Origin of the sequence: Iodobacter sp. CM08 (assembly GCF_033446605.1) — a bacterium.
Classification (GTDB): Bacteria; Pseudomonadota; Gammaproteobacteria; order Burkholderiales; family Chitinibacteraceae; genus Iodobacter.
The window spans coordinates 105850-121483 of record NZ_JAWQUO010000012.1; the positions used below are offsets into that span (position 1 = coordinate 105850).

General features: G+C 43.2%; 14 protein-coding genes. 13 read left to right on the forward strand and 1 reads right to left on the reverse strand.

The window, feature by feature from the left end; genetic code table 11:
- The first annotated feature begins 74 nt into the window (after nucleotides 1-74).
- From R6242_RS08800 to R6242_RS08810, 3 genes are all read left to right on the forward strand, one after another.
- Complete coding sequence (locus R6242_RS08800) at nucleotides 75-1418, forward strand: aspartate aminotransferase family protein (RefSeq protein ID WP_318426093.1); 1344 nt, start codon at nucleotides 75-77, stop codon at nucleotides 1416-1418.
- Nucleotides 1419-1543: 125 nt separating this feature from the next.
- Nucleotides 1544-3055 (forward strand): APC family permease, encoded by a 1512-nt coding sequence (locus R6242_RS08805; protein WP_318426094.1) that lies wholly within the window; start codon nucleotides 1544-1546, stop codon nucleotides 3053-3055.
- Nucleotides 3036-3617 carry a DUF3156 family protein gene (locus R6242_RS08810; RefSeq protein ID WP_318426095.1) on the forward strand — a complete coding sequence of 194 codons (582 nt, stop codon included), beginning with the start codon at nucleotides 3036-3038 and terminating at the stop codon, nucleotides 3615-3617. Before R6242_RS08805 ends, R6242_RS08810 begins: the two co-directional genes overlap by 20 nt.
- Before the next feature lie 341 nt (nucleotides 3618-3958).
- On the opposite strand, the gene hpaR is transcribed toward R6242_RS08810, so the two are convergent.
- Nucleotides 3959-4408 (reverse strand): homoprotocatechuate degradation operon regulator HpaR, encoded by a 450-nt coding sequence (gene hpaR / locus R6242_RS08815; RefSeq protein WP_318426096.1) that lies wholly within the window; start codon nucleotides 4406-4408, stop codon nucleotides 3959-3961.
- Between the two features lie 723 nt (nucleotides 4409-5131).
- Between hpaR and R6242_RS08820 the strand changes: the two genes are divergently transcribed.
- From R6242_RS08820 to R6242_RS08865, 10 genes are all read left to right on the forward strand, one after another.
- Nucleotides 5132-6304, forward strand: a complete 1173-nt coding sequence (locus tag R6242_RS08820) for an outer membrane beta-barrel protein (RefSeq protein ID WP_318426097.1) — start codon at nucleotides 5132-5134, stop codon at nucleotides 6302-6304.
- A 75-nt stretch (nucleotides 6305-6379) separates the two neighbouring features.
- On the forward strand, nucleotides 6380-7864 hold the full coding sequence (locus R6242_RS08825; protein WP_318426098.1) for an undecaprenyl-phosphate glucose phosphotransferase: 1485 nt from the start codon (nucleotides 6380-6382) through the stop codon (nucleotides 7862-7864).
- 39 nt (nucleotides 7865-7903) lie between these two features.
- The gene (locus R6242_RS08830) at nucleotides 7904-8797 is read left to right on the forward strand and encodes an EpsD family peptidyl-prolyl cis-trans isomerase (protein ID WP_318426099.1); all 894 of its coding nucleotides are present in this window, start codon (nucleotides 7904-7906) and stop codon (nucleotides 8795-8797) included.
- Nucleotides 8797-9582, forward strand: coding sequence for an SLBB domain-containing protein (locus R6242_RS08835; RefSeq protein WP_318426100.1), 786 nt, complete (start codon nucleotides 8797-8799; stop codon nucleotides 9580-9582). Before R6242_RS08830 ends, R6242_RS08835 begins: the two co-directional genes overlap by 1 nt.
- A gap of 27 nt (nucleotides 9583-9609) precedes the next feature.
- Complete coding sequence (gene epsF / locus R6242_RS08840) at nucleotides 9610-10986, forward strand: chain length determinant protein EpsF (protein ID WP_318426101.1); 1377 nt, start codon at nucleotides 9610-9612, stop codon at nucleotides 10984-10986.
- A 5-nt stretch (nucleotides 10987-10991) separates the two neighbouring features.
- The gene (gene epsG / locus R6242_RS08845) at nucleotides 10992-11858 is read left to right on the forward strand and encodes a chain length determinant protein tyrosine kinase EpsG (protein ID WP_318426126.1); all 867 of its coding nucleotides are present in this window, start codon (nucleotides 10992-10994) and stop codon (nucleotides 11856-11858) included.
- Between the two features lie 5 nt (nucleotides 11859-11863).
- Nucleotides 11864-12754, forward strand: coding sequence for an exosortase B (gene xrtB, locus R6242_RS08850; protein WP_318426102.1), 891 nt, complete (start codon nucleotides 11864-11866; stop codon nucleotides 12752-12754).
- Complete coding sequence (epsI, locus tag R6242_RS08855) at nucleotides 12747-13445, forward strand: exosortase-associated protein EpsI, B-type (RefSeq protein WP_318426103.1); 699 nt, start codon at nucleotides 12747-12749, stop codon at nucleotides 13443-13445. The genes xrtB and epsI overlap by 8 nt, the downstream gene beginning before the upstream one ends.
- A gap of 1 nt (nucleotide 13446) precedes the next feature.
- A complete protein-coding gene (gene gmd / locus R6242_RS08860) occupies nucleotides 13447-14571 on the forward strand; it encodes a GDP-mannose 4,6-dehydratase (protein WP_318426104.1) in 1125 nt (374 codons plus the stop codon).
- A 54-nt stretch (nucleotides 14572-14625) separates the two neighbouring features.
- Nucleotides 14626-15594: a GDP-L-fucose synthase gene (locus R6242_RS08865; protein ID WP_318426105.1), complete on the forward strand. Its 969-nt coding sequence runs from the start codon at nucleotides 14626-14628 to the stop codon at nucleotides 15592-15594.
- The last annotated feature ends 40 nt before the right edge of the window (nucleotides 15595-15634 follow it).

Below are 15634 nucleotides of genomic sequence, written 5' to 3' on the forward strand. Positions count from 1 at the left end.
GCTGCCGAACGCTTTAATTATGGGTATCCGCCGCATGCTGATGCTGCGGCTTTGATAATCTAAAGGAGTGAACGATGTCTTACGATAAAGCCCGCTTTTGGCATCCTATGCTGCACCCGAATGAAATGCAGCGCCGTGAGCCGATCCGCATCGTGCGTGGTGACGGTTGTTATGTGTACGACGACAAAGGACACAAACTGGTGGATGGCGTGGCCGGTTTGTGGAATGTGAACGTGGGCCACAACCGCAGTGAAATCAAGCAAGCCATTATGCAGCAGCTAGATGAGCTGGAATACTTCCAACTATTTGACGGCATCAGCCACCCGCGTGCCGAAGAATTGTCCACCATGATCATTGATATGCTGCAGCCAGAGGATATGGCCCGTGTGGCCTTTAGCAGTGGTGGCTCGGATGCGGTAGAAACCGCGCTAAAACTAGCCCGACAGTACTGGCGGGTAAAAGGGCAGCCGGATCGTAACAAGTTTATTTCGTTAAAGCAGGGCTACCACGGCACGCATTTTGGTGGGGCTTCGGTGAACGGCAACACTGTGTTCCGGCGTAATTACGAGCCGCTACTACCGGGCTGCTTTCATGTGGAAACCCCGTGGACTTACCGTAATCCGTTTACAGAGGACCCAGAAGCACTGGCGCAGATTTGCGCCCAGATGCTAGAGCGGGAAATTCAGTTTCAGAGCCCAGACACAGTGGCGGCCTTTATTGCCGAACCAATACAAGGGGCGGGCGGGGTGATTGTGCCACCCGCCAGCTACTGGCCGCTGATCCGAGAGGTCTGCGATAAATATGGCGTGCTGCTGATTGCAGATGAGATCGTCACCGGTTTTGGCCGTTCTGGTGCCATGTTTGGCTGCCGCCTATGGGGCGTAGCACCGGACATTATGTGCTTAGCCAAGGGTATTTCTTCGGGTTATATCCCGCTGGGGGCTACCGTGGTCAACCAGCGGGTGGCCGATGCCTTTGCGGCGAACGCTGATTTTGGCGGAGCTATCATGCATGGCTATACCTACTCTGGCCATCCGGTGGCGTGTGCTGCAGCGATGGCTAATCTCAAAATTGTGCAGGAAGAAAACTTACCGGCCAATGCCGCCATTCAAGGCGAATATCTGCTGTCTAGGCTGAAACCATTTGCTGACAAATACGCTGCCGTTGGTGAGGTGCGTGGTAAGGGGTTGATGGTGGCGCTGGATCTGGTAGTAGACAAACACAGCCGTGAGCCAATAGACCCTACGGGAGGCTATGCCAACCGAGTAGCACAAATCGCAAGAGAACACGGTGTGTTGGTGCGCCCAGTAGGAACAAAAATCATCCTGTCGCCGCCGTTGGTCATCCAGTCGTCGCAGCTAGATATGATTGTTGCGGCACTGGATGCCGGTTTTGCGGGGGCTGGTTTAGTGACTTAACCATGAGACTGAGGCGGGTATTTTACCTGTGCCGTTTTTGGTCTTTGTGTGTGAGAGGCTGGCGGTGCAGGGCCATAATCAGACAGTGAGCGTCGCTTACATAGAAAGGTAAGGGGTCACAATCAATGACAATTCAGCATAAGCTTAGCCACTACCTTGCTCAGGGTGAGGTGGGGTTTTCCGTGGCGCTGGCCAGCTCAGTGGGGGTAATAATGGCCAGCCCAGTGATTCTTACTGCGACCAGCGGTTTTGGTATGGGGGGGAGTACTTTTGCATTAGCAATGGTGATTGCTTGGATTATGATGCAAGCGCAAGCGACAACCTTTTCTGAGCTGGCCTCTATGCTCCCGACTTCAGGGGCTGTTTACGATTACATTTCCTGTGGTATGGGGCGTTTTTTTGCGATTACTGGGACGATCTCTGCCTATTTGCTGGTACATGTGTTTGCTGGTACCGCCGAGACGATTTTGTCTGGAGTGATGGCGCTGGTGAACTTTGAACACCTTAATACCATGATGGAAAGCAGTGGTCATTCTTGGTTGATTGGGGTGGGGCTAGTAATATTATTTGGAGTATTCAATGCTCTGGGGATTGCCGTATTTGGCAAGATTGAAATTATTCTTACCTTTGTCATGTGGGTCACCCTGACTGTATTTGCTGTGATTGGATTGCTAAAAGCGCCTGCTGTTCCGCTGGAAGGGTGGTTTGGCACACCATTGAATCTGACTGATCCATCAGGGATGCTGAGTCTGATTGGTATGGCTATGTATATGTTTGTGGGGTTTGAATTGGTAACCCCTTTGGCTCCAGAGCTGAAAAACTCTGGTCGCAATATTCCTTTGGCTACTAAGTTGGGCCTTACTGCTGTGGCTGTCACCATGTTTCTTTATGGTGCGGCAATGGTGCATCAGGTGGCCAATACCTTGGTGGACCCGACTAATGCAGCAGGCCCACGTCTTCTGGATACGCCCATGGCCATACCGGCGTTTGCCGGTCAGGTTATGGGGCCGATGGGTAAAATTTGGTTGGGTATCGGTCTGTTGTTTGCTGGTGCTGCCACTATTAATACCTTGATTGCAGCACTGCCCCGCATCTTATATGGGATGGCGCTGGATGGCGCATTACCCAAGGTGTTTACTTACCTGCACCCACGCTTTAAGACTCCGCTGGCAGGTATTCTGACCGCTGTAATCGTGCCATGTATACATGCTTGGTACATTCAGGGTGATCTGAATCGTATTTTGCCACTGGTGCTGGCCGCGGTGTGTGCTTGGGGAGTGGCCTATCTGCTAGTGAATATTTCGGTCGTAATGTTGCGTATACGCCGTCCGGATTTCCCTAGGGCTTACTGCTCGCCGTGGTTTCCTCTGCCACAAATTATTTCCAGTGCTGGGATTCTTATCGCCATCTGTTTTATCACCCCGCCGGGGATGAATCCTCGTGATATTTATATGCCGTTTGGATTGATGTTGGGTCTGACTGGGTTGTATGCGCTGGTATGGACGATTTTTGTTCAAAAAGTACATCCATTTCGCCCTGTTGAAATAGAAGTTGTGCTGGAAAAAGAGTTCGGTAAAGCATCCGCCTGTATCTCTATTCTTGATAAAGAGCTTAAGTATGTTGCTCCGCTGGTTTAAGTGGCTACGTCGTAATCGCTTACCGGCGGCTTATCGTCCTGGTGTCACACTGCTGCGGTTAAGGCAGGATTTATCGGTGGATTGCCAGTTGATTGGTCAGAGCACTTTAGCTTGCGTCATGAGCGATGGGCTGGCGTTTTTGGTGCGGGAGCATACAGAGTCGCTGTTTTTGTCGCATATCGTCAGCTGTGAATTTTGCATGCCTGTTCCACTAATGCCAGATGTCATTAAGACGGGGCGTATTGTTATTCGTCATACCGGTAATCTGCGCCGTTTGGGCACGGTTTGTTTGGTTGTAGGGCGTGATGATGGCAGTTTGGCGGCGATTGCCAGCCAGTTGCAGAACGATAGGGCGCTACAGGCGGCGTTGTTATCTTTGGATTTTCGCCGCTGTGAACTGCGGTATGAGGACGAGGGCTGGCAGTTCTGTATTGAGCACTATGGAGCCAGCGAGGTGGTCAGTCGCATGCCACCGCTACGGCGCTATATCCGATTGATTACGGAGCAACGCCAGGTTTTATTGCAGTCTTTACGAGCCTGCCATGCTTTATTTATAAGGTGATTTAGTTGGGGCAGCCACAAACCTTTTTGACAATGGCTCCACACCGCTTGCGCATCCAAGGCAGACTATTTCCATCTTCAGCAGGCAAGCATGCTGGCCTAAACCAAAACGATTAGATATGGCGAATCTGCACCATCAACTAAAATAGTTTCTTGGAGCAATCACTCCAGAACCGCCCCGTGCCCCAGACTTATCGTTAATGCATGTGGTGTCGGACGCCCATCGAGGTGATCACTACCAGTAATCCCACGGGGAGGATGCACAATAATGTGCGGACAAGCATCGTGATCTGCTGGATACAAATGCTTGTCAGATTTGCAGGGGTCTAAGCAGGCATCTGTTTAGTCCGCTGGCTGCGGGTCTGGGATTTGCTCTAGCTCGGTGAGTAGGGTGAGTAGTTGCTCAAGCTTATCTGCGCCAAAATGCTGCTCGATTTGCTCGTAATAGCGTGCTGAAACGGGCAGGATCTGGCGAGTTAGCTCACTGCCTTTTGCCGAAAGCGAAATAATCAGGCGGCGCGTATCCACCGTATCTTTGCTGCGGTGGATTAGCCCAGTTTTTTCCATACGGACCAGAATGCCGGTCAGGCTGGGGGGGAGGATACAGGCCAGTCCAGCAATAACGCCCGCTTCCATATCGCCACGATCATCAAGCAGTCGCATAATGCGCCATTGTTGTTCGGTCAGATTAAAGCTGTTTAGCATCGGCCTGAAATAGGACATCACTGCCTCACGGGCACTCAGCAGGTGCTGTGGCAAACGGTGCTGATGCAGGGATGTCTGTTGGCTCATGCGTTTGGACTATGTTGGTTAAAAATATACTTAATATAATAACATTTATATTTTGCTAACAACTATGACGGCGCTACTGCTGTTTATTTATTAAATGTTATGCCGATATCCCTCTTCAATCCCCTGGCCCCATCTGTTGGCTGTGACATTTTCACTAAGCCTTTGATTTAAAAGTTCGGCTTAGATCAAAAGTGGGGCAGTTGATTAAGCGTAGGATTCAAGTTGTCAGTGCCTATCTTGGGTGAGCTTATGCAATCATCCTCCACAAAGTGCTTTTCTTTATTAGAGTTCATTGCTAAAGCATTACTAAGTGCCTACATGCTCGACACTTATTTTTTAATGACTGCGTCATTAACGAGCGGTGTATTGATTTATCATATGCGCGTATATGCAAAATAGATAAAATCTGTGGTTATCTATCCTCCAAATTTATCTAGGTAGATTATCTATCTGGATAAATTTTTTGTAAGCATTGTGGTTTTTTCAGTAATGAAAAAAAATAAAAAGTCAGAGGTGAGCTTTATCACCTGTGCTAGGGTTGTTCTGTCTATAAGCATTATGTAATATAGAGCAAATCATGCAGTAAGTTAAAAACACAGGTAAACTGCACCGATAAAGAAATAATAAAAGTGTCATGAAGTAGGCTTCTTGGTAGGAAGTTTGCAATACAACTGATGTATCTTCATAAATTATAAGATGATAAAGAAAGCAAGGATGCTAGTAATGTGGTTTCGTGCCTGCCTAATTGGATTTTGCTTGGTCGATTATGCGCAAGCTGCTTATGGCCCTGAAGATCTATTTAAGTTGACTGCTGATCTTGCTTATCAATACGATAGTAATTTATTTAAGTTAGATGAAGATATAACGAATGCACAAACTAATAAACATGGCAAAAGAGCAGATTCGAAAATAGAAACCCGTTTAGGTGGCAGCCTAGATTTAGTTATGTCGCGTCAGCTTGTACATGTTGTAGTGGGTGTGAATCAAATTAATTATCTTAATTTTACAGATTTAAACCACAATGAGTGGAACGCAAATTTAGTTTGGGATTGGGTAGTGGGTAGTATCGCAACTGGGCAACTGAGGGCCAATACCTCTACACGCATGTCTTCATTTGAGGATAATTCACTTGGCTCAAATGGCAATAGCGCGCTGGATATGCAAAAGCAAGATAGTATAAATTGGCAGGGTGCATTGCAACTAAAAAGCACGGTTGCAATTATTGCAACTGCAATGGTTAGTACAGAGCAACATGATGTAAAAAAATATATTGATGCAAAAAGTAATATGGTTAGTTTAGGTATGCGCTATAGCTCTAAAAAAGGTAATTATATTTCGGCTCAGCATAGCTGGCGAAAATATACCTATGATCAAGATTTACCATTTAGAGCTGGTTTTACAGAACAAATTAGCTCCTTAGACATGGCTTATGCCCCGAGTAGTAAAATTGATTTAAATATGTCTTTAGGGATGAGCCACTGGGTTTCTGCATTTAATGATGAAAGCCAATATACCCCACAGGGTGACTTAGGGCTTCTTTGGCGAGTCACAGATAAAACACAGCTAAAGCTCAGCTATGGGAAAAGTTTTGCAGAGTTTACGAGTGGTGCAGGGCGAAACTTAGATCAGCATGTAAATTTTAATGCTCGTTGGTCTATGTCAGAAAAAATAAATTGGAATCTTGATTTAAATCAGCGCGATCGTAGTTTTGAGGTGGCTGGTAGTAATTCTAGTAATGAAGAAACAACAAATAGCTTACGTTTAGGCATGGGATACAAAGTACTACGGCAGCTAACGATAAATAGTTATTTGCAGACGGAAAAACGGGATAGTAGTTTGAATAATAGTGATTACAAATACTATCAAGTTGGTTTAAATGCCACACTGGTTTATTGAATTTTTTAATAAACTATAAGTGAATGGTTTTTTTAATTAACCAATGAGAAAATTGCCTAGGGGGTTTTTATCACTGTGAATGATACAGTAAAAAATATTGACCAATATATGGATGGTAAGGAATTAGAGTCGAGCATAGTCTCCGCACCTAGTTTGCTTGCTGATCGGTTCCGTGAGTTCTCTAATGCGGCACCTTTTATTAGTTTTTTCAAGCTGTTTATCGATCCAGTTTTAGTTGTTGTAACGCTCTATTTATTATCCATTCCCTTTGATATTGCGATGGATGGTTATGAGTTTGTTTTAGGTGCGCTTTCGTTTTTACTAACCGCCCTTTTGTTAGATGGTATGTTTTTATTTATTCCTGGCTACTCACGGTCATGGTTAGGGCTTGGGCGTTTTATTGTTGAATGGCTAGGAGTGGTGATCGGCTTAATACTGATTGGGCGCGTTTCTGGGTTCATTAATTACTATCATCCACCCTTCGTTATTACTTGGTTTATTGTTGCGCCTATTGTTTTAATTGGTGTGCATATGGCTATTCGAGTCTATGTTTTACGAGTCGACTCGGGAGAAAATGCAGAGCATAGTAAAGTCGTTGTAGTTGGGGTAAATCATCCTAGCCAAATTTTAGTAAAAAATATCAATGAAGAGCCTTTTTTAAAAATGGACTTTATTGGATATTTTGATGATAGATCTGTTAGTAGGCTGCCAAAAAGTGCCGCAGAACATTTAATTGGTGGCTTAGATGCCATACCTCAATTTGTTAAGCTGCATGGCGTTAAAAAAATATTTATTTCTCTGCCAATGAGCTCGCAGCCTAGGGTGCTTGATTTAATTGATGAGCTTAAAGATAGCACTGCATCTATTTATTTTATTCCCGATTTATTTGTTTTTGATTTAATTAATGCACGGTTTGATAACGTAGCGGGGATGCCTATTGTTGCTATTTGTGAAAGCCCCTTTATGGGTTTGAATGGGGTAGTTAAAAGAATAAGTGATATTGTATTATCAGTGCTGATCTTAATGATGATCTGGCCTATTTTATTAGGAATTGCACTCGCAGTTAAATGCACATCTGAGGGGCCGGTATTTTTTAAGCAGCGCCGTTATGGTGAAAATGGCGACAGTGTGCTGGTATATAAGTTTCGCTCCATGACGGTTATGGAAGATGGTGACAAAGTCGTCCAAGCAACCAAGAATGATCAAAGGTTAACATCAATTGGTAGCTTTTTACGCAAAACATCTTTAGATGAACTACCTCAGTTTATTAATGTACTGCAGGGAAAAATGAGTATTGTGGGGCCAAGGCCGCATGCTAATGCGCATAATGAACAGTATAGAAAATTAATTAAAGGCTATATGATTCGGCATAAAGTAAAACCAGGTATTACTGGCTGGGCCCAGGTAAATGGCTTTAGAGGGGAAACAGATACACTGGATAAAATGCAGAGTCGTATCAAATATGATTTAGATTACTTGCGTAATTGGTCTGTATGGTTGGACTTAAAAATTATAGTTTTGACTGTTGTTGTGATTTTCCGCGACAGAAATGCTTATTAAATTTTATTTAATTTAAAAAATAAATGCTAAGGAATTAAAATGCTAAAAATAGCCATTAAACCTATTGTTTTAACCCTTACTGCCGCTATGTTGCTGTCTGCATGTGGCGACAAAGACGAAAAAAAATCACCAAGCCAAGTTTTAGCCAAAGTAAATAAAACAGAAATTACTGTCCATCAATTAAATAGCCTGCTAGGGCAAGTTCAAGATGCCAGTCCAGCTATTAAGCAGCAAATGCTTGATCAACTTATTGATCAAGAGTTGCTAGTGCAAAAAGCAGCCGATCTAAAGTTAGATAGAGAACCCAATATTTTGCAAGCGATTGAGGCGGCTAAACGCCAAATTTTATCGCAAGCCGCTGCAGAGCGTGTATTAGGTAAAGCTGAAGAATTAAAAGCAGAGGATATTGATAAATTTTATAATCAAAATCCAGCTTTATTTGCTGAGCGTAAAAACTATGATTTCTCTGTGTTTAGTGTTGACAAAAAATCATATAGCGATGAATTAATTAAAAAACTAGATAAAATAACAAATGTACAGCAGGTTAAAGTTACTTTAGATGGTGCAAAAGTTCAATTTAGTGAAAATGAAGTAAAACGTACGGCTGAGCAACTGCCATTGGCTTTGTTACCAAAATTTTCTGCAATGAAACCTGGCGATATTATGACGATGCCAGAAGGTGACAAAGTAGTATTGTTATTATTAAAAGAAAGTGTATCGGCCCCTGTTGCAAAAGAAAATGCTGCACCATTAATTAAACGTTATTTACAAAATGACAAAGCACAGGCGGATGCAAAAATTAAAATTAAAGCATTGCGCGACGCGGCAAAAATTGAATATACCCAAAAATTTGTTGAGACTAAACCTGAAGCAGCGAGCAGCCCATCAAGCACGGATGATGGATTAAAAGCAGGACTGAAAGGATTAAAATAATGAAAGCAAAGCATTTTATTGCCTTGATTTTTGTATTTTTTTGCAATGCTTTTGCCTTGGCTGCTCCTAATGCTGAATATCGGCTTGGGCCTGGCGATATAGTTAAAATTAGTGTTTACGATCACCCAGATTTAACAACTGAATTGCAGCTAAATGATAAGGGAGCCGTTGCATTTCCCTTGTTAGGCGATATAAAGCTTTTGGGGCTGCAGTACACAGATGCAGAAGCACTGATTGGTGGCGCTCTTAAAAAGGGTGGGTTTATTAATAACCCTAATGTTAGCGTTTTAATTTCTCAATATCGTAGCCAGCGGATTGCTGTGATTGGTGAGGTTAATCGAGCTGGGCGTTATGCGCTGGAAGGTGCAACGGGTCTGGTTGATTTGATTGCTATTGCAGGAGGGCTAAACCCAAATGCGGGTGACACAATTATAGTCTTGCGTGGTTCAGAGCGTATTGAATATAGCTTAAATCAATCGATGAAATTATCGAATGAAACAAAACGCAATATGCCAATTGTTAATGGTGATGTTGTCTATGTGCCGCGTGCTCAGCAATTTTATGTTTATGGCGAAGTGAATCGCCCTGGCGTTTTTCGCATGGAGCCAAAAATGACGGTAATGCAGGCATTGGCTGTTGCAGGCGGCTTTAACCCGCGCGCATCGCAACGCAGCCTAGAAATTCATCGAGTTGATCAGTTTGGCGCGGTTACTAAAGTAGAGGCTAAATTGAGTGATTTATTAGTAGAAAATGACACTATTTTTGTTCAAGAAAGCCTTTTCTAATCTCATCGTAATAGAGTAAATCTAATAATGACACTTGAACAGTTTTTAAATATTTTGCGTGCTAGGAAGATAATTGGGATTACAGTATTTATTACTGTTATTTTAATAACCCTGATTATTAGCCTTATGTTACCCAAACAATACACTTCAGATGCAGCACTGGCTGTAGATATTAAGGCGGCAGATCCTGTTACCGGTCAGCAAGTTGCTGGATTTTTAGCTCCAAGTTTTATGGCTACTCAGGTTGAGATGATTGCTAGCCAGAATGGTGCATTAAAAGTTGTAGATACGCTGGGGCTGGCAAAGCTGCCTGAAGCGCAGGCGCAATTTCTTGAAGCAACTAAGGGGCGGGGTGATATTCGTAACTGGTTTGCTGAGTCTTTATTAAAAGGTTTGGAAGTAAAACCAAGCCGTGAAAGTAATGTGATTAACCTATCTTATACGGCAACTGATCCGCAGTTTGCAGCAACTTTAGCTAATGCCTTTACTCAGGCTTATATTCGTACAACGATTGATATTAAAGTGGCATCGGCTCAACAAAATAATATTTTTTTCCAAGAGCAATTAAAAACACTGCAGGCCAATTTAGAAAAAACACAGCAAAAACTATCTGAATATCAGCAGGAAAAAGGCATTGTAGCAACGGATGAACGCCTTGATCTTGAAATGCAGCGTTTAAATGAAATATCTAGCCAATTAGTTGGAGCTCAATCGCAAACGTTTGATGCTCAGGCACGTGCTAGAGGGGGGCAGAGTGCGCCAGATGTTTTGAATAATCCACTTATTTTGCAATTAAAAGGTCAGTTATCCGCACAGGAGGCCAAGTTAAAAGAGTTAGCAGAGAAAAACGGCCCTAATCATCCGCATTATCGCCAAGCACAGGCAGAGGTGATGGCAACACAAAATCAATTAAACGACTTGATGACGCAATATTCGGGTGGTTTAAGCGGAGTTGCTGGTAACTCACAATCACGTCAGGCTTCATTAAATGAAGCAATGAAAGCACAGAAAGAGCGTGTATTAGAATTGAAATCAGGCCGCGCCAATATTGATGTATTGCAACGTAATGTAGACAACGCCCAGCGTAGCTATGATCAGGCATTGCAGCGTTTTAGTCAGACCATGCTGGAGAGTCGTTCAGATCAGAGCAATATTACTATTTTAAAGTCAGCCGTAGCACCATTAAAGCATTCCAGTCCTAAAACGCTGTTAAATATAGTCTTATCTATATTTGTTGGTACTTTGTTGGCCGTTATTTTATCAATGATTGCAGAGTTATTTGACCGGCGTATTCGCAGCAAAGAAGACATTGAGTCGATTTTGGGTATTGCGGTGCTTGCTGATTTACCCATACCCACGGTTAAAAAGAAATCGTATCGCCGATTGGCGGAGGTAAAAGCGTGAACACTATGGTTAATCAAGAGGAGTTATCCGCTGCCGCATCTGTAGGAAGCATTGGTAAGCAATTATTAGATGCAGGTAAGTTAACGGCGGCTCAGGCAGAAAAAGTTTTATTAATGCAAAAAGAAACTAATTTGCGTTTTGGCCAGGCTGCTATTCAATTGGGTTTTATTACCGAAGCCGATATTCAATCAGTGCTAGCGCATCAGTTTGCATATCCATATCTTAGCGCGGGTCAAAGCGCAATTGATCCTCGCATATTGGCAGCTTACCAGCCCTTTGATCCTAGGGTAGAAGCGCTACGCAGTTTACGCAGCCAGCTATTGCTACGCTGGGTAGAAAGCGGTAATAAATCGATTGCACTGGCTTCTTATGATGCAGGGCTAACGGCTGATTTGTTGGCGGCTAATTTGGCGGTGGTGTTTTCACAGCTTGGTGAGCGCACTCTCTTGGTGGATGCTAATTTACGCTCCCCTCATCAGCATGCGTTATTCGGGCAAACTAACCGTATTGGCTTAAGTGATGTGCTCGCCAACAGAGCAGGCCTAGAGGCAATACAGAAAATAAGTGATTTACGCGATTTATCCGTGCTGTCTGCGGGAACACAGGCTCCTAATCCACAAGAATTACTTTCTAGAGATTCCTTTAGCCAACTGGTAGGGGAGCTAGCAAATCAGTTTGATGTAGTGATTTACCACACCAGCCCACTGATGAGTGCTATGGATGCCCAACTGATCGCAGCCAGAACTAAAGGCGTTGTGTTGATTGTAAATCGCAACCAAACACCAGTTAAAGGCTTAGCACAAGCCCGTGAGCAGCTTGAATCCACTGGGGCAGAGATTCTAGGCTGCGTGCTTGCTTCGGCTGAAGAGTGAAAATAATGATGGCCTATGCAAATAATCAGCGCGAATTTTTAATTAAAACAGGGCCTGTGCTGCTTGGCTTGGCGGTGATGTTTATTCCGGCATTCTGGTGGCTGCTAAATCACATCTGGGGGCAAGAGAGCCAAGCCCATGGCCCAATTGTATTGGCGATAGGGCTATGGCTTTTTTATCGCAATAAAGACGGAGTCATCTCCGCATGTATTGAGGGCAAACAGCAGCCTGTAATAGGCGGCATTTTACTGGTTTTAAGTTGTCTGTTATTTATTTTAGGTAAATCCCAATCGATTGATTTGGTATTGGCTTTTTCTTTTATTGTGGTACTTGCATCACTATTACTGCTATTTGGTGGCTGGGCTGCCATTCGGATAATGTGGTTCCCTTTATTTTTTATGCTATTTATGCTGCCATTGCCAGGCGCATTAGTGACTGCACTTACTTTGCCTATGAAAATGGCGGTTTCTTATGTAGCAGAGCTGTTGCTCTACCATGCGGGCTACCCAGTTTCCCGCTCTGGGGTGATTATCCAAATTGCACAGTATCAGATGCTGGTTGCGGATGCTTGCGCAGGATTGCACACGTTATTTACCTTAGAAGCGATTGGCTTATTGTATTTAAACTTAATGGGTTATAAATCTGTACTGCGTAATGCGTGTATCGCATTGCTGGTTATTCCTATTTCATTTGCTGCAAATACCATTCGTGTGATCACTCTTATCCTGATTACCTATTATTTTGGCGATGCTGCAGGCCAAGGGTTTTTACATGGATTTGCGGGTTTTGTATTATTTGGGGCCGCGTTATTTTTGCTAATGTCATTTGATACACTGATTGGTTGGATTATGAAAAAATGCGGTGTAACTGATGCAGGAATTAAAAAGCATGCTTGATTTTAAAAAAAATAAGTATGCATTAATTATTGCTACGGCTTTATTTCTATCTGCGTTTTTAGCTTATGCATTAACCCCAAGAAATGCAATGGCGGATAGTAAGCCAAAAATAAATTTAGAAAAATCAATTCCTACTGCATTTGCGGATTGGAAACTTGATGAAAGGGTTACGCCTGTTGCGGCAACTCCAGAATTACAAGACAAGCTTGATAATCTTTATAGCCAGATAGTTAGCCGTACCTATATCAATGATAAAGGGGAGCAAATAATGCTTTCAATTGCCTATGGTAGAGATCAAGGAGGGGATGGCTCGCAAGTACATCGGCCGGAGTATTGTTACCCAGCGCAAGGGTTTGAATTAAAAAATACCCGTGATGAACAATTGAAATATAAAAATGATTATATACCGGTACGGCGTTTGCTGGCTGTTAACGGCAGCAGAACAGAGCCAATAAGCTATTGGGTAACCGTTGGGGAAACAGCATTACGTTCTGGTTTTGATAGAAAGTTAGCTCAAATAAGCTATGGCCTAAAAGGCACTATCCCAGACGGCTTGTTATTTAGAGTCTCTAATATTTCAACGGATATCGAGGCTTCGTATCAGCTACAAGAAAAATTTACCAATGACCTATTAAATAATGTTGATAAACAAACCAGAATTAGACTAGCTGGCAATTTAAATGGAGAATAATGTGAGTAAAAAAGTTGCACTTATTACAGGCGTTACAGGGCAGGATGGATCTTACCTTGCGGAATTGCTTTTAGAAAAAGGCTATGAAGTGCATGGTATTAAACGCCGCGCCTCATCGTTTAATACACAGCGTGTTGATCATATTTACCAAGATCCGCATATTGAAAACAGTAGCTTTAAATTGCATTATGGCGATTTAAGCGATTCTTCTAACTTAACCCGTATTTTGCAAGAAGTGCAGCCGGATGAGGTATATAACCTTGGCGCGCAATCGCATGTGGCGGTTAGTTTTGAATCACCGGAATATACTGCGGATGTAGATGCAATGGGCACCTTGCGTTTATTAGAAGCCATTCGGTTTTTAGGTTTAGAAAAGAAAACGCGCTTTTATCAAGCATCAACATCCGAGCTATATGGCTTGGTGCGTGAAATACCGCAAAAAGAAACCACACCATTTCATCCGCGTAGCCCATACGCCGTAGCCAAGATGTATGCCTACTGGATTGTGGTGAATTACCGCGAAGCGTATGGCATGTATGCATGCAATGGTATTTTGTTTAATCATGAAAGCCCACGCCGTGGCGAAACCTTTGTTACCCGTAAAATTACCCGTGGCTTGGCAAATATCTCCCAAGGCTTAGAAAAATGCCTGTTTATGGGCAATATCGATTCATTACGTGATTGGGGCCACGCTCGTGATTACGTAAAAATGCAATGGATGATGCTGCAGCAGGAAGTGCCAGATGACTTTGTAATTGCCACAGGGGTGCAATACAGTGTGCGTGATTTTATTCGCATGGCGGCTGGTGAATTAGGCATTACGCTGCAATTTGAAGGCAAAGGCGTGGATGAAAAAGCCATTGTAGTCAAAATTGAAGGGGATAACGCGCCTGCATTAAATGTGGGTGATGTGATTATGCAAGTCGACCCACGTTATTTCCGCCCTGCAGAAGTAGAAACACTATTGGGCGATCCTACAAAAGCGAAAGAGAAATTAGGCTGGGTACCAGAAACAACCTTGCCAGAGTTGGTAAAAGAAATGGTGGCTTATGACCTGCAAAATGCTCGTCAGCATGCCCTACTAAAAACGCATGGTTATACAGTTGCTGTATCTACTGAACGCTAATAAAAATTCGGGCACCTTTGGTGCCCGATTATTCCTGATTAAGTGAAAAATAAAATGTCCTATATTCTTCCTGAACAAAAAATTTATATTGCTGGCCATCGTGGCATGGTCGGGTCTGCTATTGTGCGGGAATTAAATAAGTTGGGTTACCATAATATTGTAACTCGCACACATGCAGAGCTTGATCTGACTAATCAGTTAGCAGTAAATGATTTTTTTGCTTTGGAAAAACCTGATTTTGTATTTTTAGCCGCGGCGAAAGTGGGTGGCATTTACGCGAATAATGTTTATCGTGGGGATTTTATTTATCAAAATTTAATGATTCAAAATAATATCATCCATGCCTCTTATGTAAATGGCGTGAATCGCCTGATGTTTTTAGGTTCTAGTTGCATTTATCCTAAGAATTGCCCTCAGCCGATTAAAGAAGAGTATTTGTTAACAGGCCCGCTGGAGCAAACTAATCAGCCCTATGCCTTAGCAAAAATTGCCGGTATTGAAATGTGCTGGAGCTATAACCGCCAATTTGGTACGCAATATATGGCCGTAATGCCAACCAATTTATATGGACCTGGGGATAATTACCACCCAGAAAATAGCCATGTTATTCCTGCCTTAATTCGCAAAGCGCATGAAGCTAAACAAAGTGGCGCAAAAGAAATGGTGGTGTGGGGCAGCGGCACGCCAAGGCGTGAATTCCTCTATTGTGAAGATATGGCAGAAGCGTGTGTGTATCTGCTTAATTTGCCTGAAGAAGAATATAAAAAACAATTGAATGATCAACACCCGCCTCTGATTAATATTGGTACGGGCGTAGATATGACAATTCGTGAGCTGGCAACAACCATTTGTGACGTTGTAGGCTTTAAGGGCGAACTTGTTTTTGATGCCAGTAAGCCAGATGGAACAATGCGTAAATTGCAGGATGTAAGTAAATTAAATGGAATGGGGTGGCAGGCAAGCATGCCGTTTATTGATGGCCTCACTAATGCGTATTCTGAGTTTTCGAATCATTTGCAATGAAAAAAAATCACTCTTTTCGTATTTTAACCTTAGCTTATAA